Origin of the sequence: Glacieibacterium sp., from assembly GCF_965200405.1 — a bacterium.
Lineage (GTDB): Bacteria > Pseudomonadota > Alphaproteobacteria > Sphingomonadales > Sphingomonadaceae > Glacieibacterium.
In genome coordinates, this window is the sequence record NZ_OZ241356.1 from 3,221,947 (window position 1) to 3,248,044 (window position 26,098).

The following is a 26,098-nucleotide window of genomic DNA, read 5'->3' on the forward strand; positions in this document are numbered from 1 at the left end:
CCGCTTAGACGATGGAGGTCATATCATGCGGAAATTCGGAACTGCCGCGCTGGCGGGTGTCGCCTGCGCCGTTATCGGTGGCGTGGCGATCGCGGCTACTGCCAACAATCATGTGATGAACGTCGCGCTGCCCGACGGCTCGGTCGCGCGAATTGCCTATCAGGGCGATGTCCCGCCGAAGCTGACAGTCGTGCCGGCGGCTCCCTCCCGGGTGGTGATATTCGATCCACTCGACGCATCGCCGTTCGGCATGTTCGACCAGGTGATGGCACAGATGGACCGCCAGGCTGCGACGATGATGCAGCAGGTGGCGGCACTCCAGTCCACGCCGGTCGCAGCGAACGGTGCGGTGGACCTGGCCGCGTTCGGCAAGCTGCCGGCCGGGACGACGAGCTACTCCTACGTGTCGACGAGCGATGGTAGCGGCAGTTGCAGCCGGACCGTCGAGATCAGCTCGACGGGTGCCAAGTCGCCGCCGCGGGTCGTTTCGCACACCAGTGGCGACTGCGCCGGATCGACGCCGAGCGTCGCGCCCAGCACGGTAGCTGTTCCGGGTCTGACGACGGCCAGTGCAAAGGCGGCGGCGCCTGCGCAACCTGCTAAGACGGCGATCTAAAACCGCTCAAAGAGACTCGTGCCTCTCTCCCCGGCCCTTACCCCAGCGGAGCAAGGGCCGGGGAGAAAGCCTTCGCTCCGGTGACGAAATCCACCACTAATCCGCGAATGCAGAGGCCCGGCCTCAAGCCCGTCCGGCGGTCGCGCTCAATTGCCCGACATCGATACCCGCCATCGCGAAGGCACGCGGCCAGCGTTTCGGCGCGGGCGTATCGAACAGCAGCCCGGCATCGCCATCGATGGCGTGCCAGCCGTGCCGGGTCAGTTCCTCGTCGAGCTGCCCAGCGCTCCATCCCGTATAACCCAGCGCCGAGAGCCACTGGCGCGGACCCGAGCCAGCCGCGATCGCCTTGAGCACGTCGAGCGTCGAGGTCAGCCCCCAGCGTCCGGCGACGTCGATGCTGCCCTGCCCCGCCCAGTCGTTCGAGTGCAGCACGAAGCCGCGACCGGGCTCGACCGGGCCCCCGGCATGGACCGGCAGGTCAGGCGTTTCGGCCGGTTCGACGTCGAGCTGCGACATCAGTTCACGTACGCTCAGGCCGACCATCGGACGGTTGACGACAATACCCATCGCGCCATCGTCGTCATGAACGCACATCGCGATCACGGCGCGCTCGAAGCGCTCGTCGCCGATGCCGGGCATCGACAGCAGCAACTGTCCGACTAGGTAGGGAGGCTGTTCCATCAGGCTGCAACTATAGGTTGCATGGTGCCTGTCCGCCAGTCTCGACGGCGCTTTACCACTGTGACGCAGGGGGCTATCCGGGCGCGGCACACCGATGGAGACTCACATGACGATCAAGATTGGCGACACCGTACCGGCCGCGACTTTGATGAAGATGACCGACAGCGGCCCTGCCCCGGTAACCACTGCAGAGCTGTTCGACGGGCGCACCGTCGCGCTGTTCTCGGTTCCCGGCGCCTTTACGCCGACCTGCTCGGCCAAGCACCTTCCGGGCTTCGTCGACAATGCCCAGGCGATGCGCGCCAAGGGCATCGACGAGATCGTCTGCATCTCGGTCAACGATGCGTTCGTCATGGGCGCCTGGGGCAAGGCCGCCAACGTCGGCGACGCCGTGACCCTGCTGGCCGACGGCAACGGCGACTTTGTCGAGGCGCTCGGCCTGACCATGGACGGCAGCCGCTTCGGCATGGGCAAGCGCGGTCAGCGTTTCTCGATGCTGGTAAAGGACGGCGTCGTCTCGGAGCTCAATGTCGAGGATCCGGGCGCGTTCAAGGTCTCGTCGGCCGAGCATCTGCTCGCCCAGCTGGGCTGATCTTACTGCCTGCCCCCTCCCCCGACAGATCGCGTCGGGGGAGGGAGCAGGAACGCTACAGCGCCGCGATGCGCGCATCTCCGGACGCCCAGCCGCACGACTGGCCCTTGTTCTGGACCTTCAGCCACTTCTGCAGCGGCGCGAAATAGGCCAGCAGCGCCCGCCCGTCGATGTCGCGTGAGCCGGTGAACTTCTCCAGCGTCTCGGGCCACGGCTTCGAGGCCCCCGCCGCCAGCATCTCGTTGAGCTTCGCCCCGACCGCCTTGTTGCCATAGAAGCTGCAGCGGTGCAGCGGGCCCTTCCAGCCGGCCTGCTTGCACGCCGCCTGATAGAACTGGAACTGCAGGATGCGCGCCAGGAAATAGCGGACGTACGGCACGCTGGTCGCGACATGGTTCTTGGCACCGGGGTCGAAGGTGTTGCTGCCGCGCTCCACCGGCGGGAAGATGCCCTGGTACTTCAGGCGCAGGTCGTTCCATGACTTGGTATAGTCGGCGGGCTGGGTCTTGCCCGAGAACACGTCCCAGCGCCATTTGTCGATCATCAGGCCGAACGGCAGGAACGCGACCTTGTCCATCGCCTGCTTGAGCAGCAGCCCGGTATCCTTCGAGGCGTCGGGGACCTTGGACTTGTCGAGCAGGCCGACCTGGACGAGGTATTCCGGCGTGATCGACAGCGCGACGAAATCGCCGATCGCCTCATGGAAGCCGTCGTTGGCGCCGTTCAGGTACAGGTACGGCTGCTTGTTATAGGCGCGCTGGTAGAAGCTGTGGCCCATCTCGTGGTGGATAGTGACGAAGTCGTCGCCGTTGACCTTGGTGCACATCTGGATGCGCAGATCGTCCTTGTTGTCATAGTCGCCGGCGTTGGCGTGGCAGACCACCTCGCGCCCCTCGGGCCGAACGATCTGCGAACGCTTCCAGAAGGTATCGGGCAGCGGTGCGAAGCCGAGCGAGGTGTAGAACCCTTCCGCGGTGCGCCACATCTTCTCGGGGGTATAGCCCTTGGCGACCAGCAGCTCGCCGGTGTCGTAGCCGATGTCGCCGGCACCCTTGGGCGCGACGACGTCATAAATATTGCCCCACTCCTGCGCCCACATATTGCCCAGCAGGTCGGCGCGGATCGGCCCGGTCTTCGCCTGCACCGCGTCGCCGTATTTCGCATTCAGCCTGGTGCGCGTGTAGCAGTGCAGGTCGTCGTACAGCGGCTTGACCTGCAACCAGACCTTGTCGACCATAGCCGCGAAGGCCTCGGGCGGCATGTCATAGCCCGACCGCCACGACGCGCCGGTGTCGGCATAGCCCAGCTCCTTCGCGCCCGCATTGGCCAGCGCCGTCAGCTCGACGTAATCCGCCTTCATCGGCTTGCCGACATTGTCGTGCCAGCTGACCCACATCTCCTTGGTCAGCGCCGGGTCACGCTCGGTACCCATCAACGCTTCAAGGTCGTTGCCCTTTTTGGGCTGGCCCTTGTAGGTGCCGGTGCCGGTCGCATAGATCGACTGTAGCTTGGTCGCGATGGTGTTGAGCTCCTCCGCCTTGTCGGCCGTGGCGGGCAGCGTCACCGCATTGCGCAGGATGCCGAGCTTGCGGGCAGTGTCGTAGTCGAGGCCGGGGGTAGAGTTGAACGCAGCGGCCTGCTTGGCCAGCTCGACCCCTAGCTGTGTGCCCTCGGTGCCGGCGCGGGCGGCGAGCAGCCCGGTGTCGTCGTTGATATTGGTCGCATAGACCCAGCCGGCGATGGCGGCGAAGTCGTACAGCTTGGCGGAGCGCAGCTCGGCATCGGCGACGAAGGCCTGCACCTCGGGGACGGTGGCCGCCTGCGCGCCGGTGGCGAGCAGCGCGGTGGCGAGGGCGGCGATGGAAACTCGGATTCTCATGATGACTCGCGGCGAATGGACTGTCCTTGCCGGTATCCTCCTCGCGGCCGTAGCGGGTCAAGCCGCCAGGAAGTCGGCGATCGCATGGCCTAGCGCCCGCTCGACCACGGCGCTCATGTGATTGCCCGGCGTCTCGATATAATGCCCGTGCGGCAGGACCTGGGCGAGCTCGGGGGCCGAGCCGTTGTCGTCGTCGTCCTTGCCGGCGACGACCAGGATCGGTGTCTGCACGGCGACGATGTCGGCCCGGGGGGTGGAGACCTGAGAGCGCAGGACATGCGCCACGGCCTCGCCGTCGATGTGGTTGGTGCGCATGAATTGGGCGGCAAACCATCCGCCGGTGCCGCGCTCGAAGCTGTCGGGATTGGCGATGACGTCGAGAAAGAATGCGCTACGCTTGGCGAACTCGGTCATGCCGCTCAGGCCCATTCCGGACAGTACCGCGCGGCGCGGCGTCATCTCGCGCACCAGGCAGCGCATCGTCGTCCGCGCGCCGAGCGAGTAGCCACCGAGATCGAAATCGCTCAGCCCCAGATGCGCGACCAGCGCCTCTACATCGCGCGCCAGCACGTCCTGCGGATACGCAGCGGCATCGTGTGGCTTGGCGCTGTCGCCGTGGGCACGAAGGTCCGGCATGATGACTCGGAAGCCGGCAGCTGCGATCGTCGCAGCAGCGCCGTATTTCAGCCAGTTGGTCTGCGCCGTGCTGAACAGCCCGTGGAGCAGAACCACCGGCCGCCCTGCCCCCAACTCGGTCCAGGCGAGTTCCACCCCGTCAAAGGACGCGAAGCGGTAATGGGTGGGTGTCATGCCCGTGCCTTGTCCCAGCGCGCCATGATGTGCACGCTATCCTCGGTTCGCGTCTCGGGCAGTCCGTCATGCGGTATCCAGCCCGGCACCCAGCTTTCGGCACCGAAATGGCTGGTCAACCGGACGGCGGACGGGTCGTCGAGCGAGCCGATGGTCAGGTCCATGTTGTCACTGCCGTCGTTGAACTCGAAGGTCAGAGGCGTACCACAATTGCTGCAATAGCCTCGCTTGGCGATCGGCGAGGATGCGAAGCGATCGGGCTCGCGCGTCGTCCATTCGACGTTGGCGCGCGGAATGCCGAGGAGCGCGGCAGCAACCCCGCCGGTGGCGCGCTGGCACATCCGACAGTGGCACCAATAGGCCTCGTCATTCTCGAGGCGGGCGCTGTAACGCACGGCGCCGCACTGGCAGCCGCCGGTTTGGACTTTGGTCGTCATCCGCCACCACTAACGCCGCGGCGACAGCGGCTCAAGCCGGGGCGGGCACGATGCCCGCCCCGGTGTCGAGACGACTAGAAGTGCAGGTTCAGACCGGCGCTGACCGCGTTGCGGTTGTAGCGCACCGCTGCATTATCGGCGGCGACCAGGTCGCCAACGTTGTCGATGCTGTCGCGGCCGAAGTGCGAGTAGTTATACTCGACGCGAGCCGAGACCTGCTTGGTCAGGAACTGCTCGTAGCCAACGCCGGCGGTGTAGCCGCCGCGGTTGTCATGGGCGCTGTCGAAGCCGTTGTTGATGCGGAACTGCGCGTTGGTGTAGCCACCGCGAACGTACAGCAGGCCGAGCGGGGAGACGAGATAACCGGCGCGGGCGGTGGCGTTGAGCGTGCGGCCCTGCTTCAGGCGGAACGCGTCGCCGACACCGTCATCGAAGCGCGTGCTGCCGGTGCGACCGGTGGCGCTGGCCTCGACGCCGAGGACGATCTGCGGCGTGACCTTGGTGTCGAAGCCAAGCTGACCGCCATAGGCGAAGCCGTCCTTCTTGTCGCCGTAGCGGCTGGAGCTGCCATCGACGTTGTCGAGGCTGAGACGCTGCTTGTCCTGCTGCCAACCGCCCTGGACACCGACGAACGCACCGTTGAACGGCTCGGCGGCGGCAGCGATCGACGGAACGGCAATGAGCGCCGCGAGGGCGGCGAGAGTGTAGTTCTTCATTTTTGTTGACCTTACGCAACAGATACCGGCGGATAAGCACCGGCGCTAGGATCAAACACGAAGCGGTCGCCTTGCGGGCCAGCATCCGTGTTCACCTGATCCTCATGTAATACGCATGACGCGGGTTTCTACCCCGCAAATATCGAACAAACTTAAAGCTGTGCTTGAATAGTCACAGATCAATTATGAACGAGACTGTCTGAACAATTGTTCATCTTGCGGTTTGTCGAAATAGTCTTGTTTGAAAAAAGATAACATCTATTAGAACGCGACCGGCAGCCATGCGCGCGCAGCATCGCTGGCTCGGGAACCGATACGGGTGGATCGCAAAATCTCCCTCGCGTAGGGGAGCGCTTGGATCAGGTCGGGCGGGGCACACGTACCCAGCGCCAGACCAGGCCGTCCTCCGGGTCGTCGAATTCACCGTCGAAGACGAAGCCGTTGTACCGCAGCACTCGCGTCGAGGCGTTCGGCTCTCGGTCGGTGTGAGCGATCACCACCGGGTTCTCGGGTTGGGCCGCGGCCAGCGCGACAAGCGCCCCCGCCATCGCCTTGGCGACGCCCTGACCGCCGACCACCGCGAACGTGCCATAGGCGATCTCGACCTCGCCTCTGATCGGCGCCGTCTTGAACGAGCATAGGCCTACGGGGATGCCCCGCCGTTCGGCGACATAGGTGATCCATGGCGCCGGCCGCCGGACGCGCGTCAGGATGGCGATGATCTCCGCCAGCTCGGTCGTCGCGTCGTCGAGCCTGCCGCCGTAGTCCAGCGCCAACCGCGCCGCCTCGGCGTCGATCTTGCCGGTCAGTGGCAGCAGCTCGAAGGTCACGCCTTCTTGAGGTGGCGCCGGCCGAGCAGTTCCGCGATCTGCACCGCGTTCAAGGCCGCGCCCTTGCGGAGATTGTCGCTGACGCACCACAGGTTGAGGCCGTGCGGCACCGTCGGGTCCTTGCGGACGCGGCTGATGTAGGTGGCATACTCGCCGACGCACTCGATCGGGGTGATGTAGCCGCCGTCCTCGCGCTTATCGACCAGCATGATGCCGGGGGCCTCGCGCAGGATGCGCTGCGCCTCGGCGACCGATAGCGGGCGCTCGAACTCGATGTTGATCGACTCCGAATGGCCGACGAACACCGGCACGCGAACGCAGGTCGCCGTAACCTCGATGTTGGGGTCGAGGATCTTGCGGGTCTCGACGACCATCTTCCACTCTTCCTTGGTGGAGCCGTCTTCCATGAAGCTGTCGATGTGCGGGATGACGTTGAAAGCGATCTGCTTGGTGAAGGTCACCGAGGTCTTGGGGTCGCCGACGAACACCGCGCGGGTCTGTTCGAACAACTCGTCCATGCCCTTCTTGCCGGCGCCGCTGACCGACTGGTAGGTCGAGACGACGACGCGCTTGATCGTCGCGACGTCGTGCAGCGGCTTCAGCGCGACGACCATCTGGGCGGTCGAGCAGTTCGGATTGGCGATGATGTTGCGCTTGGTATAGCGGTCGATCGCCTCCGGGTTGACCTCGGGGACGATCAGCGGGACGTCGTGGTCCATGCGGAACAGCGACGAATTATCGATGACCACGCAGCCAGCGGCAGCCGCCTTGGGCGCATAGATCTTGGCCGGTCCGGAGCCGGCAGCGAACAGCGCGATGTCCCAGCCGCTGAAGTCGAAATGCTCGAGGTTCTGGACCTTGAGCTCGCGGCCGCTGTCACCGAAGTCGATGATGTCGCCCTGGCTGCGCCCGCTGGCCAGTGCCGCGATCTCGTCGATCGGAAACTGACGCTCGGCGAGGATGTTCAGCATCTCGCGCCCGACACTGCCGGTCGCGCCGACGACGACGACTTTATAGCCCATGTTTATTCTCCTGAGCGCGGTGCCTTACCGGCGAGGGGCGCTCCGAGCAAGTATTGAGCGTTGATGGGCGTCAGAGTTGCCAAAACGAACCATTCAGAGCGGAAATCGTTCTCGCTGGATGAGATTTCTGGAGCTCCTCGCCATCATGGCTGTGACCATCCCCGGAGCCGGCCATGCCAGCACCGTTGCCGAGATGAAGGACGCCCGCCGCATCCTGATCATCGCAGCGCCAAGCCGGGATGATCCAAATCTGGCAAAGCAGCGACAGGCGCTCGCGGGTTGGCGACAGGGTGCCGCCGATCGCGATCTCGAGACGATCGAGGTCGTCGGCGAAGCCGTCAGCGGGTCGGACGACAAGGGTTCAGCGCTGCGTCAGCGCTACGACCTACCGCCCAAGACCTTTTCGGTGATCCTGATCGGCAAGGACGGACACGTTGCCCTGCGCTCCGCCACCCCCTGGCCCGCAAGCCAGATCGAGAGCGCGATCGACGCGATGCCGATGCGCCGCGCCGGACAACGCTGACGGCAAGTCTTCCGGTTCAGGCAGTGACGGAGGCCGACCGCCGACGAGCGAGCCAGCCCACGATGCCAAAGCCGGCAAGCATCAACAGCCACGAGCCCGGCTCCGGCACGGCGGTGAGCGACCATTGCCCCGGCGCGCTGTACTCGCGGGTGTCGCCATAGGTCGCGCCGAGCGATACGATCGGGGCGGTATCGATGACGTCCGGGTCGAACAGCACCCCGTCGGCGCAATTCTCGTCGCTGCAGGCTGCGAAATCGAGGCCCGAACCATTAAAGCTGGCACGCGGCTGGCGGTACTCGCCATAAATGCCGCTGGCGGTGGTCAGCAGTGGCAGCGCGACACCCTCGACGCCGTTGAACCGTGCGTAGCCGAAGCTGTCGAGGAACACCGTATTGCCATCCGCCTGCAAGCTGCCGGAGAAGCGCCCCGAGATCGTGCCCGTTGCCAACTGATAGGCGAACCTGAAGCTGGCCGCCTCGGCGCCGCTGGCGAGGGTGAGCATGGCGACGACGGCGATCTTGAGCTTCATGACAACATCCTTGGGTTCGCCATAGGCTAGCCGCTCGATGTTACGCCGCGACGACAGCCCCGCGGTTGCGCGACAGCACCGCGGTGATCGCCACCTGCCCGGTGACATTGCCGATCGTGCGGAGAATGTCAGGAATGACCTCGACCGCCAGCAACAGCGGCAGCAGTTCGGTCGGCACGCCCATCACCGCGCATAGCGGCACGCAGGCAAGGAAGAACGATGTACCGCCGGGCAGTCCGGCGCTGGCCACTGCGACGGCGACCGCGACCAATACGCCGGCTGTGAACTGCAACGGACCCAGCGCGATGCCGTGGACCGAGGCGACATAGATCACTACCGCAAGGTTGGCGCAGGGGCTGGTGATCTTGAACAACGATACGGCCAGCGGCAGCACCAGTCGCCGCGTCGCTTCGGGAAGATCGAGCTCGGTCGCAGCCTCCACCATTGCCGGGAGGCAGGCGATCGAAGACTGTGTGCTCAGCGCGACCAGCTGGACCGGTGCGACGGCGCGCGTGAATGGGCCGAACCCGGTGCGTCCCAGCAGAGCAGCGAGCGGATAGACGCACAGGATCAGCAGGACCTGCACCGTGACGAGCAACGAGATGTAGTGGAACAGCAGCCCGAAGGCGCCGCTGCCGAGCTTTGCCCCGACGCCGGTCGCCAGTCCGAAGATCCCGATCGGCGCGGCCCATAACACCCATTCGACGATGACCAGCATTGCCTGCACGACCGCGTCGAGGAAGCCGCTGAGCTGGGCCCTGGCGGCCGGGGCGATCCGGGTCGCGGCCAGCCCGAAGATCAGCGCGAAGACGACGAGTGGCACCATCGCGCCCTCGGCAGCGGCGCCGATCGGATTGACCGGCACGAAGCTGAGCAGCCAGTCGCCGAACGGCGGTGCGGCGGGAATGGGAACTGCGCCACCCTGGCTGGTCGAGACGAGAGCGGCGGCCTCCTGCGAGGACACCGGCCAGAAATCGAGCAGCAGGGGCGACATCACCACCGAGAACACGCCCGACGCGAGGATCAGCCCGATGAACCACGCCAGCGCCCGCGCCGCGAGGCCGCCGGTCGCGGCAGTCTCGGCGGCGCTGACGACCCCGGTGAACAACATAGCGAACACCAGCGGCACGACCGTCATTCGCAAGGCATTCAGCCACAAGGTGCCGATCGGCCCGGCGAACGCCTCGACGGTGGTGAGTGCCAGGCTATCCGTGGCGCTCAGCCACGCGCCGAGCGTCAGGCCGGCCACCAGCGCAGCGAGGACGAGCAGCGTGCGGGTGAGGCCGGAGTTGGTCACAGTCCGGCAATAATCGCATCGGCCATGGCTGTTGTTCCAAGCTTTCCCCCAAGGTCGCCGGTGCGGGCGCCATTGTCGAGCGCAGCCTCGACCGCCGCCTCGACGCGCTCCGCCAGATCGGGACGGCCAAGGCTGTAGCGCAATGCCATCGCCAGGCTGAGGATCGAGGCGCAGGGGTTGGCGACGCCCTGCCCGGCAATGTCGGGCGCGCTGCCGTGGATCGGCTCGTACAGGCCGGGCTTGCCGGCCTCGCCCAGCGCCGCGGATGGCAGCATGCCCAGCGAGCCGGTCAGCATCGCTGCTTCGTCGGACAGGATGTCGCCGAACAAATTGTCGGTGAGGATGACGTCGAACTGGCGCGGGTTCTTGACCAGCTGCATCGCGGTATTGTCCGCCAGCATGTGGCTAAGATCGATGTGCGGATACTCGGCGTCACGCAGCGCCTGTACCTCCTCACGCCATAACAGCCCGGATTCCATGACATTGGACTTCTCCGCCGAACAGACCCGCCCGGTGCGGCCCTTGGCCAGGTCGAACGCGACCCGCGCGACGCGGCGAATTTCGGACGATGTATAGACCTGGGTGTTGACGCCGCGGCGCTCGCCGTTGCCGAGATCCTCGATGCCGCGCGGCTCGCCGAAATAGACGCCACCGGTGAGCTCGCGGACGAACAGGATGTCGAGGCCCTCGACCAGCTCGCGCTTCAGGCTGGAGGCGTCGGCGAGCGCTGCGAAGCACCGCGCCGGGCGCAGATTGGCGAAGGCACCCATGCCCGACCTGAGCTTAAGCAGTCCGGCCTCGGGGCGCTTGTCATACGACTGCTTCGCCCATTGCGGGCCACCGACCGCGCCCATCAGCACCGCGTCGGCAGCCAAGGCCTGCGCCAGCGTCTTCGGGGTAAGCGGCACGCCGTCGGCGTCGATCGCCGCGCCGCCGAAACGGGCCTCGCTCATCACCACATCGAGGCCGGCGTCGGCGTTGAGGCGGTCGACGATGCGCCGGCTTTGCGCCGTCACCTCAGGGCCGATACCGTCGCCGGGCAGGAGGAGGAGTTGCTTGGTCATCGGGTTCCCGTCTCGCTGAGCCGACGCTGCCACCAGCGCCGCGCCGCAATCACTGCCCAGATAGCCTCGACCACGCCGAAAGGCCAAGCGCCCTGCAGGAATCCATAGACGGAGCCCAAGGCGCAACCGAGCGCGAAGCCCAGCCCCCACCAATGCGAGCGTGTCTCGAAGGTATAGCACAACAGCATGAACGACACGGCGAACAAGCCGAATGCAGTCAGCGCGTCCATCACAGCTGAAACTTGGGCGTCAGGCTGCCTGACGCTGCGCCGCGCCGCCGACCCAGGGCTTGCTCGTCGCCAGCCGGCTTTCATAAGCCGTGATGTCGCTGCCCATCGCCAGTGTCAGGCCGATCTCGTCGAGGCCGCCGAGCAGGCAATGCTTGCGGAACGGATCGACGGCGAAGGTGAAGCGGTCCTGATACGGCGTCGTCACCACCTGGTTTTCGAGGTCGATGGTCAGCGGTTCGGTCGCCGCAACCTCCATCAGCCGGTCGACCTGCTCCTGTGGCAGGAGCACCAGCAGCATGCCGTTCTTGAAGGCATTGCCCGCGAAAATGTCGGCAAAGCTCGGCGCGATGACGACACGAAAGCCCATGTCGGCGAGCGCCCAGGGCGCGTGCTCGCGGCTCGACCCGCACCCGAAATTGTCGCCGGCGATCAGGATTGGTGCGCCACTGTTGCGAGGCGTGTCGAAGATGTTGTCCGGGTCTTCGCGCAGGACCGCGAACGCCCCCGCTCCCAGCCCGGCGCGCGTCACCGTCTTCAGGAAGCGCGACGGGATGATCGCGTCGGTGTCGACATTCTCGGCGCCGTAGGGGACGGCGACACCGGTGAGTGTGTGGAAGGGCTGCATGTCTATCCCATCAAGGTCCGCACGTCGGTCAGGTGACCGGTCACCGCCGCTGCTGCCGCCATCGCCGGGCTGAGCAGGTGGGTGCGCGCGCCGGGTCCCTGCCGGCCGACGAAATTACGGTTGCTGGTCGAGGCGCAGCGCTCGCCCGGCGGCACCTTGTCCGGGTTCATGCCGAGGCACATCGAGCAGCCCGGCTCGCGCCAGTCGAAGCCCGCCTCGATGAAGATGCGATCGAGCCCCTCGGCCTCGGCCTGGCGCTTGACCAGTCCGGAGCCCGGCACGACCAGCGCCTGGCGGATGTTGCCGGCGACTTTTCGGCCCTTGGCGACGGCGGCGGCAGCGCGGAGGTCCTCGATGCGGCTGTTGGTGCAGCTGCCGATGAAGATGTTCTCGATGACGACATCCTCAAGGCGCGTGCCCGGCGTCAGTCCCATGTACTCGAGCGACTTGGCGGCAGCGGTCTGCTTGCTGGCATCGGCGAAGCTGGCGGGCGCGGGAACGGTGCCAGTGATCGCGACGACGTCCTCGGGACTGGTGCCCCAGGTGACCAGCGGCGCAATCGCCGAGCCGTCGATGACGACCTCACGGTCGAACACCGCGCCGGCGTCGCTGGGCAGGGTCCGCCAGTAAGCAACGGCGGCGTCCCAATCGGCGCCCTTGGGCGAGCGCGGACGGTCCTTCAGATACTCGAATGCCTTGTCGTCGGGAGCGACCAGTCCAGCGCGAGCGCCCGCCTCTATCGCCATGTTGCAGACCGTCATCCGGCCTTCCATGCTCATCGCCTGGATCACCGGGCCGGCGTACTCGATCACCGAGCCGGTGCCGCCGCCGGTGCCGAGCGCGCCGACGATCGCCATCGCGACGTCCTTGGCGCTGATCGAGAAGCCTAAGGTGCCGGTAACCGTCACCCGCATCGAGTTGGCGCGCTTGAGCAGCAGCGTCTGGGTCGCGAAGACATGCTCGACTTCCGAGGTGCCGATGCCGAACGCCAGCGCACCGAAGGCGCCGTGGGTCGCGGTGTGGCTGTCTCCGCAAACCATGGTCAGGCCGGGCAGCGTGAAGCCCTGCTCAGGCCCGATGACATGGACGATGCCCTGCTCGGGCGCGTTGACGTCGATCGCCTCGATACCGAAGTCGCGGGTGTTGCTGGTCAGCATGGCGAGCTGCAAGGCGCTGGCCGGGTCGGTGACCGGGCCGTGGCCGGGCGTCGTCGGGACATTGTGGTCGGGCACCGCCAGCGTCAGGTCGGGACGATGCACGGGACGTCCGGCGGCGCGCAGGCCCTCGAATGCCTGGGGACTGGTGACCTCGTGGATCAAATGGCGGTCGATCCACACGAGATCGGTACCGTCATCGCCGGTCTTGACGACATGGTCGTCCCAAATCTTGGCATAGAGGGTGCGCGGACTGGTCATGTCATGGGTTAGTCACAGCATACCCGAGGGGTCAAGCCGGTGGGCGGCGCTTGACTGCATGGCTGCCATGCTGGCCAAGGGCGTAATGGATACCAGAGACAGCAATGGCGCACTGTTGGCAGACGGCGATGCGGTGACGCTGATCAAGGATCTGAAGGTCAAGGGCACCTCCGTTACCCTCAAGCGCGGCACCCGCGTCACCAGCATCCGACTGACCGGCGACCCCGACGAGATCGAGTGCCGGGTCGAGAAGGTCAAGGGCCTCGTCCTGCGCACCGAGTTCGTCAAGAAGGCCTGATCTTGCTGCCAGCGTCGACCATGTCGCGCAGCGCCCGTGCCAGCAGCGCGGTCGATACCAGCTTGTCGCGCCAGCTCAGCGCCACGATCGGTCCCGCATCGGTCTTATTGACGTCGACGATGTAGATCCGGCCATCGGCATTGTCGCGCAGGATATCGAGGCCGCACCAGTCGGCGCCCATCGCCTTGGCGAAGGCGCCGATCAGGACCAGTTGTTCCTGGCTGAACACCTCGGCAGGTGCGTGGGTCGTGGCCGAGACGTTGGGCGGCAGGAAGCGAACCGCCGCCTCGCGCCGCTTGATCCAGACGACCACCGGGACGCCACCGATGCAGTGCGTGCGCAAGTCGCTGGCAAGACCGTCGCCGCCGATTGTGTCGATCAGCCGCTCATAGACCTTGCCGGGCAACGGCTCGCACGGGCAGTCGATGATGCGGCCGTCATGGGTGCCGTTGGTCTCGCTCTTTTCGATCGCCGGCCCGTTCCAGCAGCGCGGATCGATCGCGAGCGGATAGCCAAAAACCTGCTCGAACACCGCGGCAACACGGCTTTTGGAAATGTCGCCGCAGCCGAAGTTGAAATGCCCGGCGAGTGTCGGCGCAGGTGGCAAGGCGCTGGTCGTGTCCTCCAGATAAAAGGCAACCCTGCCCTGCCCCGCTGTGCGCGCGACCGGTATGCCCGCCCATAACGCAGCCGCCCGAACCATGTAGCGCGGATGCGGCCGCTGCGGGGTGAACCAGATCGCCGGACCCTGGCGGTGCAGCACGCGCAGCACCGCCGCGCGGGCAAAGACGATGGCGATGAAGCCGAGCCAGGTCGCGACTTCGGCAAGCAGCCGCCGGTCCAGCGCAGCGGAGTTGCCGGTCTGGCGCAGATAGACCTTGCCACCGCGGATATCGAAGTCGCCGAGGATCAGGGATCGAGCTCGTCGAGCAGCGGCAGTTGCGGCGAGGACGCGGGCGGCGTGATGCCGAGGTGCTTCCACGCCGCCGGATTGAGCATCCGGCCGCGCGCGGTTCGCGCCACCAGCCCGGACTGGATCAGATAGGGCTCGATAACATCCTCGACGGTGTCGCGCGCCTCGCTCAGCCCGGCGGCCAGCGTTTCGATACCGACCGGGCCACCGCGGTAGATGTCGGCGATCATCATCATGTAGCGCCGATCCATCGCGTCGAGGCCGAGCTTGTCGACCTCCAGCCGGTTGAGCGCCGCGTCGGCGATCTTCGCGGTGATGGTCATGTCCCCGGCGACCGCGGCAAAGTCGCGGACGCGGCGCAGCAGCCGCCCGGCGATACGCGGCGTGCCCCGTGCCCGCGCCGCGATCTCGCGCCCGCCGTCGTCCGTCAGGTCGAGCCCGAGCATCCCGGCGGCGCGGCGCACGACCAGCTCCAACTCCGCCACCGTGTAGAATTGCAGGCGAAGCGGGATGCCGAAGCGGTCGCGCAGCGGCGTCGTTACCAGCCCGGCCCGCGTCGTTGCCCCGATCAGCGTGAAGTTCGGCAGGTCGATCCGCACCGACCGGGCCGAGGGGCCCTCGCCGATCATCAGGTCGAGGACGCGGTCCTCCATCGCCGGGTAAAGGATCTCCTCGACCGCGGGTGATAGGCGGTGGATCTCGTCGATGAACAGCACGTCCATATGATCGAGGTTGGTCAGCAGCGCCGCGAGGTCACCCGCCTTGGCGATCACCGGGCCAGAGGTAGCGCGGAAGCCGACACCCAATTCACGTGCGATGATCTGCGCCAGCGTCGTCTTGCCGAGCCCCGGCGGGCCGTGCAGCAATACGTGGTCGAGCGGCTCGCCGCGGCTCAGCGCCGCCTGGATGAACACGCGCAAATTGCCACGAAGAGCCGCCTGGCCAACGAACTCGTCGAGGTTCTTCGGGCGCAGGGCTGCGTCGATGTCGTCGACCTTGCGCTGCGGCGCGATGGCGCGGGTGTCGGTGGTATCGATGGACATCCTCGCCTCTGTAACGCCACGCGGCGCAGGGCGCTATCGTCCTGCACGCCGCAAGCAGCGCCGATGTGCGGCTAATTGCATGGCAGCTATCAGGAACTGCAGCATCGGAGCTTCGTATCAGATGCAGCAAAGCCGGTTCGGATGCCGGCCGCAAGGATTCCGACCATGGCAGATCGATACGCGACCTCGTCGATGACGGCGCAACGCCGCCCGTTATTCCCGACCCTGATGACCTTCCCGGCGGCGTGTTTCATCGGCGCACTCATCACCGATGTCGCTTACGCGAAGTCTTATGAGATGACCTGGGAGACGTTCTCCGTCTGGCTGATCACCGCCGGGCTGGTCGTCGCTGGCATCGCGTTGGTCGTTGGGCTGTTCCAGGCATTCGCGCAGCGTCGTTGGCCGACACGAGTGCAGATGCTGGGCTATGTGGTCGTGCTGATCCTGTCGCTGTTCAACGCCTTCGTCCACAGCCGCGATGGCTATACGTCGGTGGTGCCGACCGGGCTGACGCTGTCGGCTTTGGTTGTCGTCGTCCTGCTCGTCATGGGCGTCCTCGGCCGCAGCGGCTTCACCGCACGCCGCGCCGGGGCGACGATCTGATGCGTGCTTTCTCTAAAGGTAATCCGATGCTGAAGTCTCGCCACCTGTTGCTCGCCGCCGCCCTGCCCGCACTCGCGCTGGCTGGGTGCGGCGACAAGACGACTATCGATCCCGCCACCCAGATCGGCGCCAACCCGGTGCTGCCGGAGCCGCAGCAGTACCTACTGCCGCCGATGAAGATCGCATCGCCGCAGCCGTGGAAGGTCGGCGAGACGCCGGTCGCCGCGGCCGGGCTCAAGGTCGAGGCGCTCGCCACAGGGCTGATCCATCCGCGCTCGCTTCTCGTATTGCCGAACGGTGATGTCCTGGTCGTTGAATCCGACGGTCCCAAGGCTCCGGTCAACCGGCCCAAGGATGCAATCATGGGCTTCGTCCAGGGCAAGGCCGGCAAGGGCGGCAGCGTGCCGAACCGCATCACCCTGATCCGCGCCGCCAGTCCGGGTCACCCGGCGCTGCGCACCGTGTTCCTCGAGCATCTCGACTCGCCGTTCGGGCTCGCCTTGGTCGGCGGCAATCTTTACGTCGCCAACACCGATGCGATCGTGCGCTTTCCCTATGCCGAGGGCCAGACGAGCATCACGGCGCCCGGCGTCAAGCTGACAGACCTGCCCGGCGGTCCGATCGACCATCATTGGACCAAGAGCCTGCTGGCCAGCCCTGACGGGTCGAAGCTGTATGTCAGCATCGGCTCCAACAGCAACATCGTCGAAAACGGCTTTGGAGCCGAGCTCGACCGCGCGATGATCTGGGAGGTCGACCGGGCCTCCGGTGCTCACCGCACCTATGCCAGCGGCCTGCGCAATCCCAATGGCCTGCAGTGGCAGCCGCAAAGCAAGCAGTTGTGGGCGGTGGTCAACGAGCGTGACGAGTTGGGTCCCGACCTGGTCCCGGACTATATGACCTCGGTCAAGGATGGCGGCTTCTACGGCTGGCCGTACAGCTATTACGGCCAGCACATCGACCCGCGCGTCAAGCCGCAGCGGCCGGACATGGTGGCGAAGGCGATCAAGCCGGATTACGCGCTCAGCTCGCATGTCGCGGCGCTGGGGCTGGCGTTCAACACGAGCACGACGCTTCCCGCAGCGTACACCGGTGGCGCGTTCGTCGGCGAGCATGGTAGCTGGGATCGCAGCCCGTTGAACGGCTACAAGGTGATCTACGTACCGTTCGCCAACGGCATGCCGGCGGGCAAGCCGGTCAATGTGCTGACCGGCTTTGTCGATGCCAATGAGCATGCGCACGGCCGCCCGGTCGGCTTGGCGATCGCCAGCGATGGAGCACTGCTGGTCGCGGACGACCTTGGCAATACAGTGTGGAAGGTGACGGCTGCGGGTAGCAGCGCACCGGCAGCGGCGACTGCAGCGGTAACGACGAAAGCTAGCGCGCCGACTTCTTGAGGGCGACGCGGATCAGCGCGCCGGGCTCGGCATCCTCGCCGAGCTCGGCGACCGCTTCCGCGACTGCACGACTGGCATCGAGTGGGCGGAAGCCGAGGTTCGCCAGTGCCGACAGCGCGTCGCCCACCGGGCCCCGCGCGTTGGCGAGCGGTGCCACGGTGCCGGCCGGGACCGGCAGGTTGCCCGCCTTGTCCTTCAGCTCGTTGACGATGCGCGCCGCCAACTTGGGCCCGACGCCGTTGGCCCGCGCGACGCTGGCGGTGTCCCTGGCGGCGACCGCGTGCTGGAGTTCGGACGGCGTCAGCACCGATAGAATTGCCAGCGCAACCCGACCGCCGACGCCCTGCACCGACAGCAGGAGGCGGAACCAGTCACGCTCCTCGACCGCGACGAAGCCGAACAGCTGGATGGCATCCTCGCGGACCTGCGTCTCGATATGGAGGACGACCGCGCTGCCGGTCGGGCCGAGCGAGCCGAGAGTACGGGCACTGGCGGACACCAGATAGCCGACGCCGCCGACGTCGATCACAGCGGTGTCGAGCGACGCCGAGTCGAGCAATCCGCGCAACCGCGCGATCAAGCGACAAGCCTTCGGTGTGTCGCCATGTGGGCGTGACAGATAGCGACAGCGAGCGCGTCCGCGGAGTCTTCACCGTCGACGACGCAGCCGGGTAGCAGGCGCTCGACCATCGCGCGGACCTGTGCCTTATCGGCCGAGCCGGTACCGACGATTGCCTTTTTGACGAAGCGCGTCGCATATTCCGCGACCTCCAGCCCCGCCAGCGCCGCGACCAGCATGACCACGCCCCGCGCCTGGCCCAGCTTCAACGTCGACTGCGGGTTGGTGTTGACGAAGGTCTCCTCGACCGCAGCCGACACCGGGGCGTGTCGCGCGATGACCGAGGCGAGCCCGTCGTGGATCGCGACCAGCCGCAACGCAAGTGGGTCGGCGGTCCGGCTGGTGACCCGCCCGTTCGCGACATGGCGCAGGCGATTGCCCTCGGCAACGATGATACCCCAGCCGGTCGTCTGCAGGCCGGGATCGAGGCCGATAAGTATCAACGGTGGCGCCTAGCCGAGTTTCGCCAGCACGTCCTCGGGTACGTCGTAATTACCCCAAACCGTCTGGACGTCGTCGTCCTCCTCCAACGCGTCGATCAGCTTCAGCAGGATCTCGGCATCGCCCTCGCCAACCGTGACTTCGAGCTGCGGCCGCCACGCGAGCTTGGCGCCCTCATACTCGCCGAGCACCGGCTCGAGCGCCTTGGCAACTTCGTGAAGGCTCTCGATCGCCGTCCAGATCTCGTGGCCGTCATCGCTGGAACTGACATCGTCGGCGCCGGCCTCCAGCGCTGCCTCGAACACCTTGTCGGCGCTGCCGGCCTTGGCGGGATAGCTGATCAGGCCGAGGCGGTCGAAGCTGTGGCTGACCGAGCCCGAGGCGCCAAGGTTGCCGCCGTTGCGCGACACGATGGTGCGGACATTGGTGGCAGTGCGGTTGCGATTGTCGGTCAGCGTCTCGATGATCAGGCTGACGCCGCCGGGACCGAAGCCCTCGTAGCGGATCTCCTCGTAGATCTCGCCGTCGGAACCCGAGGCCTTGTTGATCGAGCGCTCGATATTGTCCTTGGGCATGCCGCCGGCGCGCGCTGCAAGAACGGCAGCACGAAGGCGCGCGTTCATCGCCGGATCGGGCAGGCCGGCCTTGGCCGCGACGGTGATCTCGCGGCTCAGCTTGGAGAACGCCGAGGCGCGCTTCTTATCCTGCGCGCCCTTGCGGTGCATGATGTTCTTGAATTTGCTGTGGCCGGCCATGGGTCTCGCAAGAAGTCGCTGAAGGATGCGCAGGCTGTAGCGCAAGCCGGCGCCGGTTGCCACTATTCAGCATCGGCGTTTTGCGCCAAGCGGCGAACGCGGGGTGTTGATTGGGGGGACGATAATGGAAGTGCTGCCGGCGTTGCGGGTCGCTGTGCTGCTGCCCTGCTTTAACGAGGAAGCGGCGATCGCTCGGACCGTGGCGGAGTTCCGTGCCGCCCTGCCCTCGGCGACCATCTATGTCTATGATAACAATAGCCGGGATCGCACCTGCGAAATGGCAGCGGCGGCTGGCGCGGTGGTGCGTAGGGAGCGTCAGCAGGGCAAGGGCGCAGTGGTCCGCCGGATGTTCGCCGACATCGACGCCGACATCTATGTCATGGCCGACGGCGATGCGACCTACGAAGCCGCCGCAGCTCCGGAGATGGTGCACCGGCTGGTCGACGAACAGCTCGACATGGTCGTCGGGGCGCGGGCCAGCGAAATCGACGCAGCCTATCGCTCGGGCCACAAACTCGGCAATCGACTGCTGACCGGGCTGCTGACCCGCATGTTCGGCCGATCGTTCAGCGACATCCTGACGGGCTACCGCGTATTTTCGCGCCGCTTCGTCAAAAGCTTCCCGGTCCTGTCGGCCGGCTTCGAGATCGAGACCGAGATCAGCGTCCATGCGCTGGAGCTGTCAATGCCGGTTGCCGAGGTCGTCACGGCTTATGGCGCGCGGATCGAGGGCTCGGTTTCCAAGCTCAGCACCTACAGCGATGGCTGGCGCATCCTCAACACCATGGTCTCTCTATACCGATCAGAGCGACCGGTGTGGTTTTTCGGGATCGTCGCGCTGCTGCTGATCGGGCTGGCGATCGTGCTCGGCATCCCGCTGGCTGTGACCTATGCGCAAACGGGACTGGTGCCGAGGATCCCGACCGCGATATTGATCGTCGGCCTGATCATCATCGCGGTGCTCAGCCTGTTCGCCGGGCTGATCCTCGACACGGTTACCCGCGGCCGCCGCGAGGTGAAGCGACTATTCTATCTCCAGTCGCCAGCCCCTGGCAGCCGCTGAGCGCCGAACCGGCTCAGCCAGCTTCCGCCACGGCCTGAGCCAGCATGATGCCGGCGAGGTGAGCGCGATATTCCGCAGAGGCGTGGATGTCGGTGGACAGGTCACCGTCGTCCAGCACCAGCCCGGCGACCGCGGCAGGATCGAGGCGAGCGGACAAGGCTGCCTCGGCCTCGGTCCAGCGAAATGCCCCCGGGCCGGCACCGGTGACCGCAACGCGGACCTCGTCGGCGAAGCGCGCGACATAGACGGCGGCGACCGCATACCGCGACGCCGGGTGGCGGAACTTGGCATAGGCGCTGGCCAGCGGCACGCGGAAGCCGATGCGGGTTATGATCTCACCGTCGCTGAGCGAGGTGGCGAACATGCCCTGGAAATAATCACCAGCAGCATGGCTGGCCCGGTCGGTCTCGATAATCGCGTCGAGCGCCAGGCAGGCTGCGGGATAATCGGCGGCAGGATCGTTGTTCGCGATGACGCCGCCCATCGTGCCCTTGTTGCGGACCTGCGGATCGCCCACGAGCAGCGCCATCTTCGACAGGCCCGGAATCTTCGCAGCCAGCCCGGCATCACCGGCAATCGCTGCATGCGTCGTCATCGCGCCGATCCAGACGCGATCGCCATCGACCGAGATGCCACTCAGTCCCGGAATGCGCGACAGGTCGATCAGCGTCTCGGGGGCGCGCAACCGTGCCTTCATCGCCGGCAGCAGGGTGTGACCGCCCGCCAGGAAGGCGCCGTCACCGCTGGCCGCGAACGCCGCCGCGGCTGCAGCCAGCGTCTCCGGCCGCTCGAATGCGAAATCATGCATCGACCGTCTCCAATGTGGTGGACGCCATCGCACGTGCGCCGGCGCCGATCGCGCTGATGATGTTGAGATAGCCGGTGCAGCGGCACAGATTACCCTCGAGTTCATGCGCGATGACAGCGTCGCTGACCTGAGCGCCATGTCGCTCGGCTATGCCGATGCCGGCAATCACCATGCCGGGTGTGCAGAAGCCGCATTGCAACCCGTGATGCTCGCGGAATGCCGCCTGCATCGGATGCAAGCCTTCGCCCTGCGCCAATCCCTCGATCGTGGTGACCTTGCCGCCGTCGAGCGACACCGCGAGCACCGTACAAGCCTTGACCGCCAGCCCGTCGACTAGGACGTTGCAAACGCCGCACTGGCTGGTCTCGCAGCCGATGTGGGTGCCAGTCAGGCCGAGGTGGTCGCGCAGCAGTTCCACGAGCAACGTCGCCGGCGGCACGTCGACTGCATGGCTGTTGCCGTTGATGGTGAGCGTCGCCTGCATGATCTCTCCCGATTTTGCGTCAGTCTAGCGCGGCGTTGACCGCATGGCGACAGGCCGTGGCATCGTTCCGACATTTGGCATTTCACCGCAGGCCCGAGTTCGGATGGATATTTGATACGATTCAAGCGTCATGTGTTCAGACGCCAAGACGTACTTGCGTACAAGATTTGTGTGGAGTTTGAGTGGCACAGCGATACCCACCGAGCAGATTGCGCGGCGATCCACCGGCGGCAAGCCACCCGACCGCGATGGAGGATCGAGCGGAACTGTCGTTCATCGCGGTCGAGCGGACCCGGATGCCGATGGTAATCTGCGATCCTCGACAGCCAGACAACCCTATCGTGCTAGCCAATTCGGCGTTCCTGACCATGACCGGCTATCCGGCCGATGCAGTGGTCGGGCGCAACTGCCGCTTTCTGCAGGGCCCGGGGACCGATCCCGCAAGCGTCGACCAGATCCGCGCCGCCATTGCGGAGCAGCGTCCGCTGACGATCGAGATCCTAAACTACCAGAGGGACGGCAAGCCGTTCTGGAATCAGCTCTTCATCGATCCGATTTTCGACGATGCTGGCACTCTGGTCTATTATTTCGCGTCGCAGGTCGACGTCACCGAGAAGCGTCGCGTCCTCCAGCTGGAGGCGGCCGAACACGATCTTCTTATGGAAGTCGACCACCGCGCCAAGAACGCCTTGGCGCTGGTGCAGGGCATCGTGCGCTTGAGCCGCTCGGAAGATCCGAAGGCCTTTGCCCGGGCAGTCCAGGGGCGTGTCGATGCCCTCGCCAAGGCTCACGCGCTGCTTTCCGATTGGCGCTGGCAGCCAGTCCCCCTCGAGAGACTGATTCGCGCCACCCTGATCGACACCGATGAGGCTCAAATCGAGCTGTCCGGGGATACCGCAGTCGTCGCCCCGACCCACGTCCAGCCCCTTGCGCTAGTTCTCCACGAGTTGGTCACCAATGCCGTCCAGCACGGCGCCCTTTCCCACGAACGCGGCCGGTTGCGGATAACCTGGCGCGACACGGCGCCAGGTTACGAGATCGACTTGTTCGAAACAGGTGGCCCATCGCCGGGCAGCGAGCGCCGATCGGGCTTCGGCTCGACAATCGTCGACGCGATCGTCAAGCGCCAGCTTGTCGGGAGCGTGGCGCTGGATTGGGAGCCGGGCGGATTGCACACCCGGCTGACCCTCCCCACCGGCATGAGCGCAACGAAGGCCGTTCAGTCGGTCAGGCCAAGCGCCGTCTTATAGGTGTCGAGCAGGGCTTCGGCTTCCTGTCGGGCGGCCTTCTCCATCTTGCGGAGGCGGACGATGGCCCGCATCGTCTTGGTGTCGAAGCCGGTGCCCTTGGCCTCGGCGTAGGTGTCCTTGATGTCGTCGGCGATGCCCTTCTTGTCTTCTTCCATGCGCTCGATGCGCTCGATGAACTGCCGCAGCTGTTCGGCGGAGACGTTTTCCGTCGACATTGATTCTCCAATTCCGGGGTTACGAGCCCGCTCTTAACGGACGCTGCTTGGCTCGGAAAGGCGTGTGCGGAACGTAAAAATCGCCGCCGCCCGGTCAGGCGACGGCGATCATGTCGTATCGGCGGGTATCAGCCGAAGCTGACGGCGACCTTCTGGCGGCGCAGTGCGGTTCCGGCAAGACCGAAGCCGACCAGCATCAGCGCCCAGCTAGCCGGCTCGGGAACCTGCGAAGCGATGAAGGCGAAGTTGCGAGGACTATGGCTGAAGTCGCCGACGTAGGCAGATACGGTATCGAGGGCCGCGTCGAACGTATAGACATCCTGGTAATGGGTGGTGCCCTCTGAACCACGGAAGTAATTATCCGCGAACACCGAATACCCGACGCCGATGATGGCGTAATTCGACATAAAGTTGATGTTGAGCGGATTGTTGTCGACCGTCGAGATTACATATTGGGAAGCGCTGCCGCCGAACAGCAAAGCTGCGGCGCCCTTGCCTGAGTAAGCGAGCGGATTGCTGCCCCAGGTAGAACCATCACTCACCGCCCAGGAACCGGCATAGGTGTAGCTGACGGCGCCCGCTGCGCTTGAAACTGCAAGCGCAGCGACAGCGGCAAACGACAGAAAAATCGACTTCATACAACCCCCGGGATTAATGACACGTTGTTCGGGGGTGCCGATTGCAAGCCTGGACATCTCAGGCGTTGCAATAGTTATACCATTACCTTGCAGTAACGTATATAAATGGTTATAGTAGTTAACAATTAATAACTGTAAGGTGTACCGACACTTTGCTACCCGCCGGTCACCGCCGAGATTGCTTCACGGACCTTGGCGATACCGAAGCGGATCGCCTGGCCCGGTTTGATGTGCGGCATGGCGGGGATTTCGTCGGGGTCGACCACGGCGTGCAGGATCGCTGGGCCGGACGTGGCAAGGAACTCGCGCATCGTCTCGGCCAGCGCGCCTGGATCGCGGGCGGTGAAGCCCTTGACCCCGCAAGCGCGGGCGAAGGCGGCGAAGTCGATGTTGGGGAAGGTCGAGCCCTTGGTGGCCGGGTTGCCGGCGCCCTCCTGCTCGAAATGCACCAGCCCCCAGCCGCCGTTGTCATAGACGATGACCTTGACCGCCAGGCCGTGCTCGACGCTGGTCATGAATTCACCGAGCAACATGGTAAAGCCGCCGTCGCCGACGTGCAGGACGACCTGCCGGTCGCGGTCGAGCAGCTGGACGCCGTTGGCGATGCCGAGCCCGGTGCCGACCGCGGCGTTGTTGAAGGAGCCGGTGATCCGCTGCGTGCCGCGTGGCCGGATCCAGTTGCCGGCCCATAGGGTGACCTCGCCGGTATCGGTGACGAACACCGCATTATCGTCGGCGAGGTCGCTCGACAGGCGGGCGACGGCTTGCGGGTGGATCAGGTCCTTGCTGCGCGCCGGGTCGGCCTTTTCGTCAAGCATCGTCGTCCAATCGGTGCGGACCTTCTGGGCCTTGTCGAGGAAACTGGTGTCGCTGCGCTGGGGCAGGTCCTGCAGCAGCATCGCAACCGCCGGGCGCACCGACCCGACGATGCCGAGCTCGACCGGCGTGCGGCGGCCCAGCGCAAAAGCGCGCTCGTCGACCTGCACGACGCGGCCGTGCTTGGGCAAGTATTCGACATAAGGGTAGTCGCTGCCGAGCATCAGCAGCAGGTCGGCATCGACCACCGCGTCGGTCCCTGCCCTGCCGCCGATCAGGCCGAGGCCGCCGATCCAGTTAGGATGGTCGAACGGCATCAGGTCGAGCGCACGGTAGGTGTGGACCAGCGGCGCGTGCAGCTGGGCCGACAGCGCCTCCAGCTCCGCCACCGCACCATGCGCACCGTTCCCGCACAGAAGCGTGATCGTCTTGGCGGCCGCCACCAGCTCACGCAGCGCGGCGATGTCGGCGGGCGCCGGAGCGACCTCAGGATTGGGGCGCAGCGTGGCGAGGCTGGGCACTTTGCCGTGCGCCCGGGCGCCGAACACGTCGGCGGGGATGCTGATATGCGCGACGCCGCGCCGGCCGTACGCCTCGGCGATCGCCTGGTGGAAGACTGCCGGGGCCTGCGACGCGCTGGCCAGTGTCTGGGTGTAGACCGCGACGTCGCGGAACAGCAGGTCGGGGTTGTCCTCCTGCAAATAGTCGGTGCCGCGCAGCTCCGTCGGCACGCCGCCGCTGATCGCCAGCACCGGGGCATGGTCCTTGCTCGCCTCGTACAGTCCCGCGACCAGATGGTTGCCGCCTGGGCCGGTGGTGCCGCAGCACACGGCTAAGCGCCCGGTAAGCTTGGCCTGGCCCGCAGCCGCCAGAGCCGCGCCCTCCTCGTGGCGGACGCCGATCCACTCGATGACCTTCTGCTTGCGGATCGCGTCGGTGAACGGGTTGAGAGCGTCGCCGACCACCCCGAAGACCTGCCTCACGCCGATCTCGGCCAAGGTTTCGACAAGCAGTTCGGCGATGGTGGTCATGGGCTCAGGCTCCGCTCGATGAGCCGGGTCAACGCGCGGAGGCGGCGAGACGGTTCCGCCTCAGCCGGGTTCGCTGCGACTAGGCGGGTCGCTGGCCGGGAAGCTCTCGTCGAGGGCTTCATCCAGCGCCCGGTTCCGCGCCACGCTGGCGGCCATGCGCTCCAGCTGCTCGGGTGTCGCTTCAGTGTGGTGCGCTGCTTTGTACGCCTCATAGGGCATGCCATAGACCCATTCGCGCGCCTCACCCTTGGTCACCGGCGTACCGGCGTCCATTGCCGCCTCGCCGATCCAGTCGGACAGGCAGTTGCGGCAAAAGCCGCCGATCCCCATCAGGTCGACGTTCTGTACGTCGCTGCGGCCGCGCAGATGCTGGAGCAGGCGCCGAAAAGCGGCCGCTTCGATTCGTTCGCGGGCGACTGAGTCCATGGACCTTCTCCGGGTTGAGGTTGCGGCCT

The 26,098-nt window shown here is 65.9% G+C and carries 32 protein-coding genes; 8 read left to right on the top strand and 24 right to left on the bottom strand.

The genetic code is table 11. The features are described from left to right. Positions 1-25: 25 nt before the first annotated feature. Positions 26-616 (top strand): hypothetical protein, encoded by a 591-nt coding sequence (locus ACOFKW_RS15120; RefSeq protein ID WP_419814956.1) that lies wholly within the window; start codon positions 26-28, stop codon positions 614-616. 123 nt (positions 617-739) lie between these two features. Here the strand turns inward: ACOFKW_RS15120 and ACOFKW_RS15125 are convergent, their stop codons facing one another. Next, complete coding sequence (locus ACOFKW_RS15125; RefSeq protein WP_419814957.1) at positions 740-1,300, bottom strand: YqgE/AlgH family protein; 561 nt, start codon at positions 1,298-1,300, stop codon at positions 740-742. Positions 1,301-1,406: 106 nt separating this feature from the next. Between ACOFKW_RS15125 and ACOFKW_RS15130 the strand changes: the two genes are divergently transcribed. Beyond that, positions 1,407-1,892, top strand: coding sequence for a peroxiredoxin (locus ACOFKW_RS15130; RefSeq protein WP_419814958.1), 486 nt, complete (start codon positions 1,407-1,409; stop codon positions 1,890-1,892). Between the two features lie 55 nt (positions 1,893-1,947). On the opposite strand, the gene ACOFKW_RS15135 is transcribed toward ACOFKW_RS15130, so the two are convergent. The 6 genes from ACOFKW_RS15135 to ACOFKW_RS15160 all read right to left on the bottom strand — a co-directional run bounded on the left by ACOFKW_RS15135 (position 1,948) and on the right by ACOFKW_RS15160 (position 7,586). Next, positions 1,948-3,771, bottom strand: a complete 1,824-nt coding sequence (locus ACOFKW_RS15135) for a M2 family metallopeptidase (RefSeq protein WP_419814959.1) — start codon at positions 3,769-3,771, stop codon at positions 1,948-1,950. Between the two features lie 57 nt (positions 3,772-3,828). Next, the gene (locus ACOFKW_RS15140) at positions 3,829-4,581 is read right to left on the bottom strand and encodes an alpha/beta fold hydrolase (RefSeq protein WP_419814960.1); all 753 of its coding nucleotides are present in this window, start codon (positions 4,579-4,581) and stop codon (positions 3,829-3,831) included. Beyond that, positions 4,578-5,018: a GFA family protein gene (locus ACOFKW_RS15145; RefSeq protein ID WP_419814961.1), complete on the bottom strand. Its 441-nt coding sequence runs from the start codon at positions 5,016-5,018 to the stop codon at positions 4,578-4,580. The genes ACOFKW_RS15140 and ACOFKW_RS15145 overlap by 4 nt, the downstream gene beginning before the upstream one ends. A gap of 74 nt (positions 5,019-5,092) precedes the next feature. Further along, on the bottom strand, positions 5,093-5,734 hold the full coding sequence (locus ACOFKW_RS15150; protein ID WP_419814962.1) for an outer membrane protein: 642 nt from the start codon (positions 5,732-5,734) through the stop codon (positions 5,093-5,095). Between the two features lie 359 nt (positions 5,735-6,093). Continuing rightward, the gene (locus tag ACOFKW_RS15155) at positions 6,094-6,564 is read right to left on the bottom strand and encodes a GNAT family N-acetyltransferase (RefSeq protein WP_419814963.1); all 471 of its coding nucleotides are present in this window, start codon (positions 6,562-6,564) and stop codon (positions 6,094-6,096) included. Continuing rightward, positions 6,561-7,586: an aspartate-semialdehyde dehydrogenase gene (locus ACOFKW_RS15160; RefSeq protein ID WP_419814964.1), complete on the bottom strand. Its 1,026-nt coding sequence runs from the start codon at positions 7,584-7,586 to the stop codon at positions 6,561-6,563. Before ACOFKW_RS15160 ends, ACOFKW_RS15155 begins: the two co-directional genes overlap by 4 nt. Before the next feature lie 76 nt (positions 7,587-7,662). Between ACOFKW_RS15160 and ACOFKW_RS15165 the strand changes: the two genes are divergently transcribed. Further along, positions 7,663-8,109, top strand: coding sequence for a DUF4174 domain-containing protein (locus tag ACOFKW_RS15165; protein ID WP_419814965.1), 447 nt, complete (start codon positions 7,663-7,665; stop codon positions 8,107-8,109). A gap of 16 nt (positions 8,110-8,125) precedes the next feature. Here ACOFKW_RS15165 and ACOFKW_RS15170 read toward each other — a convergent pair whose 3' ends face one another. Genes ACOFKW_RS15170 through leuC form a run of 6 tightly spaced genes read right to left on the bottom strand, consistent with a single transcriptional unit; the run spans position 8,126 to position 13,269 of the window. After that, positions 8,126-8,638 carry a PEPxxWA-CTERM sorting domain-containing protein gene (locus ACOFKW_RS15170; RefSeq protein ID WP_419814966.1) on the bottom strand — a complete coding sequence of 171 codons (513 nt, stop codon included), beginning with the start codon at positions 8,636-8,638 and terminating at the stop codon, positions 8,126-8,128. Between the two features lie 40 nt (positions 8,639-8,678). Beyond that, positions 8,679-9,935 (bottom strand): dicarboxylate/amino acid:cation symporter, encoded by a 1,257-nt coding sequence (locus ACOFKW_RS15175; protein WP_419814967.1) that lies wholly within the window; start codon positions 9,933-9,935, stop codon positions 8,679-8,681. After that, positions 9,932-10,999, bottom strand: coding sequence for a 3-isopropylmalate dehydrogenase (leuB, locus tag ACOFKW_RS15180; RefSeq protein WP_419814968.1), 1,068 nt, complete (start codon positions 10,997-10,999; stop codon positions 9,932-9,934). Before leuB ends, ACOFKW_RS15175 begins: the two co-directional genes overlap by 4 nt. Beyond that, the gene (locus tag ACOFKW_RS15185) at positions 10,996-11,229 is read right to left on the bottom strand and encodes a hypothetical protein (protein ID WP_419814969.1); all 234 of its coding nucleotides are present in this window, start codon (positions 11,227-11,229) and stop codon (positions 10,996-10,998) included. The genes leuB and ACOFKW_RS15185 overlap by 4 nt, the downstream gene beginning before the upstream one ends. A 19-nt stretch (positions 11,230-11,248) precedes the next feature. Continuing rightward, positions 11,249-11,854 (bottom strand): 3-isopropylmalate dehydratase small subunit, encoded by a 606-nt coding sequence (gene leuD, locus ACOFKW_RS15190; RefSeq protein ID WP_419814970.1) that lies wholly within the window; start codon positions 11,852-11,854, stop codon positions 11,249-11,251. 2 nt (positions 11,855-11,856) lie between these two features. Further along, positions 11,857-13,269, bottom strand: coding sequence for a 3-isopropylmalate dehydratase large subunit (gene leuC / locus ACOFKW_RS15195; RefSeq protein ID WP_419814971.1), 1,413 nt, complete (start codon positions 13,267-13,269; stop codon positions 11,857-11,859). Positions 13,270-13,327: 58 nt separating this feature from the next. Here leuC and ACOFKW_RS15200 point away from each other — a divergent pair, with 58 nt between their 5' ends. Next, positions 13,328-13,567, top strand: coding sequence for an alkylphosphonate utilization protein (locus ACOFKW_RS15200; RefSeq protein ID WP_419814972.1), 240 nt, complete (start codon positions 13,328-13,330; stop codon positions 13,565-13,567). Here the strand turns inward: ACOFKW_RS15200 and ACOFKW_RS15205 are convergent. Further along, positions 13,554-14,549 (bottom strand): hypothetical protein, encoded by a 996-nt coding sequence (locus ACOFKW_RS15205; RefSeq protein WP_419814973.1) that lies wholly within the window; start codon positions 14,547-14,549, stop codon positions 13,554-13,556. The two genes, ACOFKW_RS15200 and ACOFKW_RS15205, sit on opposite strands and share 14 nt — an antisense overlap. Beyond that, entirely contained in the window at positions 14,477-15,523 is a 1,047-nt protein-coding gene (gene ruvB / locus ACOFKW_RS15210; RefSeq protein WP_419814974.1) for a Holliday junction branch migration DNA helicase RuvB, read from the bottom strand. Before ruvB ends, ACOFKW_RS15205 begins: the two co-directional genes overlap by 73 nt. A gap of 165 nt (positions 15,524-15,688) precedes the next feature. Here ruvB and ACOFKW_RS15215 point away from each other — a divergent pair, with 165 nt between their 5' ends. Together ACOFKW_RS15215 and ACOFKW_RS15220 are read left to right on the top strand one after the other, a co-directional pair. Continuing rightward, on the top strand, positions 15,689-16,126 hold the full coding sequence (locus ACOFKW_RS15215; protein WP_419814975.1) for a DUF2231 domain-containing protein: 438 nt from the start codon (positions 15,689-15,691) through the stop codon (positions 16,124-16,126). Positions 16,127-16,152: 26 nt separating this feature from the next. Further along, positions 16,153-17,523 carry a PQQ-dependent sugar dehydrogenase gene (locus tag ACOFKW_RS15220; protein WP_419814976.1) on the top strand — a complete coding sequence of 457 codons (1,371 nt, stop codon included), beginning with the start codon at positions 16,153-16,155 and terminating at the stop codon, positions 17,521-17,523. Here the strand turns inward: ACOFKW_RS15220 and ruvA are convergent. From ruvA to ACOFKW_RS15235, 3 genes are read right to left on the bottom strand one after another with little or no spacing between them, the layout of a single operon-like run. Next, on the bottom strand, positions 17,504-18,103 hold the full coding sequence (gene ruvA / locus ACOFKW_RS15225) for a Holliday junction branch migration protein RuvA (protein WP_419814977.1): 600 nt from the start codon (positions 18,101-18,103) through the stop codon (positions 17,504-17,506). The genes ACOFKW_RS15220 and ruvA overlap by 20 nt on opposite strands. Beyond that, complete coding sequence (gene ruvC / locus ACOFKW_RS15230; protein WP_419814978.1) at positions 18,100-18,585, bottom strand: crossover junction endodeoxyribonuclease RuvC; 486 nt, start codon at positions 18,583-18,585, stop codon at positions 18,100-18,102. The genes ruvA and ruvC overlap by 4 nt, the downstream gene beginning before the upstream one ends. A 9-nt stretch (positions 18,586-18,594) precedes the next feature. After that, positions 18,595-19,338, bottom strand: a complete 744-nt coding sequence (locus tag ACOFKW_RS15235) for a YebC/PmpR family DNA-binding transcriptional regulator (RefSeq protein ID WP_419814979.1) — start codon at positions 19,336-19,338, stop codon at positions 18,595-18,597. A gap of 124 nt (positions 19,339-19,462) precedes the next feature. On the opposite strand from ACOFKW_RS15235, the gene ACOFKW_RS15240 reads away from it, so the two are divergent. Then, the gene (locus ACOFKW_RS15240; RefSeq protein ID WP_419814980.1) at positions 19,463-20,401 is read left to right on the top strand and encodes a glycosyltransferase family 2 protein; all 939 of its coding nucleotides are present in this window, start codon (positions 19,463-19,465) and stop codon (positions 20,399-20,401) included. A 13-nt stretch (positions 20,402-20,414) separates the two neighbouring features. On the opposite strand, the gene ACOFKW_RS15245 is transcribed toward ACOFKW_RS15240, so the two are convergent. Together ACOFKW_RS15245 and ACOFKW_RS15250 are read right to left on the bottom strand one after the other, a co-directional pair. Then, complete coding sequence (locus ACOFKW_RS15245) at positions 20,415-21,209, bottom strand: FAD binding domain-containing protein (RefSeq protein WP_419814981.1); 795 nt, start codon at positions 21,207-21,209, stop codon at positions 20,415-20,417. Then, positions 21,202-21,693 (bottom strand): (2Fe-2S)-binding protein, encoded by a 492-nt coding sequence (locus ACOFKW_RS15250; protein ID WP_419814982.1) that lies wholly within the window; start codon positions 21,691-21,693, stop codon positions 21,202-21,204. The genes ACOFKW_RS15245 and ACOFKW_RS15250 overlap by 8 nt, the downstream gene beginning before the upstream one ends. 209 nt (positions 21,694-21,902) lie before the next feature. On the opposite strand from ACOFKW_RS15250, the gene ACOFKW_RS15255 reads away from it, so the two are divergent. Next, a complete protein-coding gene (locus ACOFKW_RS15255) occupies positions 21,903-22,943 on the top strand; it encodes a PAS domain-containing protein (protein WP_419814983.1) in 1,041 nt (346 codons plus the stop codon). On the opposite strand, the gene ACOFKW_RS15260 is transcribed toward ACOFKW_RS15255, so the two are convergent. The 4 genes from ACOFKW_RS15260 to ACOFKW_RS15275 form a co-directional block, all read right to left on the bottom strand. Next, positions 22,913-23,158 carry a DUF2312 domain-containing protein gene (locus tag ACOFKW_RS15260; protein WP_419814984.1) on the bottom strand — a complete coding sequence of 82 codons (246 nt, stop codon included), beginning with the start codon at positions 23,156-23,158 and terminating at the stop codon, positions 22,913-22,915. The two genes, ACOFKW_RS15255 and ACOFKW_RS15260, sit on opposite strands and share 31 nt — an antisense overlap. 128 nt (positions 23,159-23,286) lie before the next feature. Further along, on the bottom strand, positions 23,287-23,853 hold the full coding sequence (locus ACOFKW_RS15265) for a PEPxxWA-CTERM sorting domain-containing protein (RefSeq protein WP_419814985.1): 567 nt from the start codon (positions 23,851-23,853) through the stop codon (positions 23,287-23,289). 98 nt (positions 23,854-23,951) lie between these two features. Continuing rightward, positions 23,952-25,643: a thiamine pyrophosphate-dependent enzyme gene (locus ACOFKW_RS15270; protein ID WP_419814986.1), complete on the bottom strand. Its 1,692-nt coding sequence runs from the start codon at positions 25,641-25,643 to the stop codon at positions 23,952-23,954. A 60-nt stretch (positions 25,644-25,703) separates the two neighbouring features. After that, positions 25,704-26,069 carry a DUF1244 domain-containing protein gene (locus tag ACOFKW_RS15275; protein WP_419814987.1) on the bottom strand — a complete coding sequence of 122 codons (366 nt, stop codon included), beginning with the start codon at positions 26,067-26,069 and terminating at the stop codon, positions 25,704-25,706. Positions 26,070-26,098: the final 29 nt, after the last annotated feature.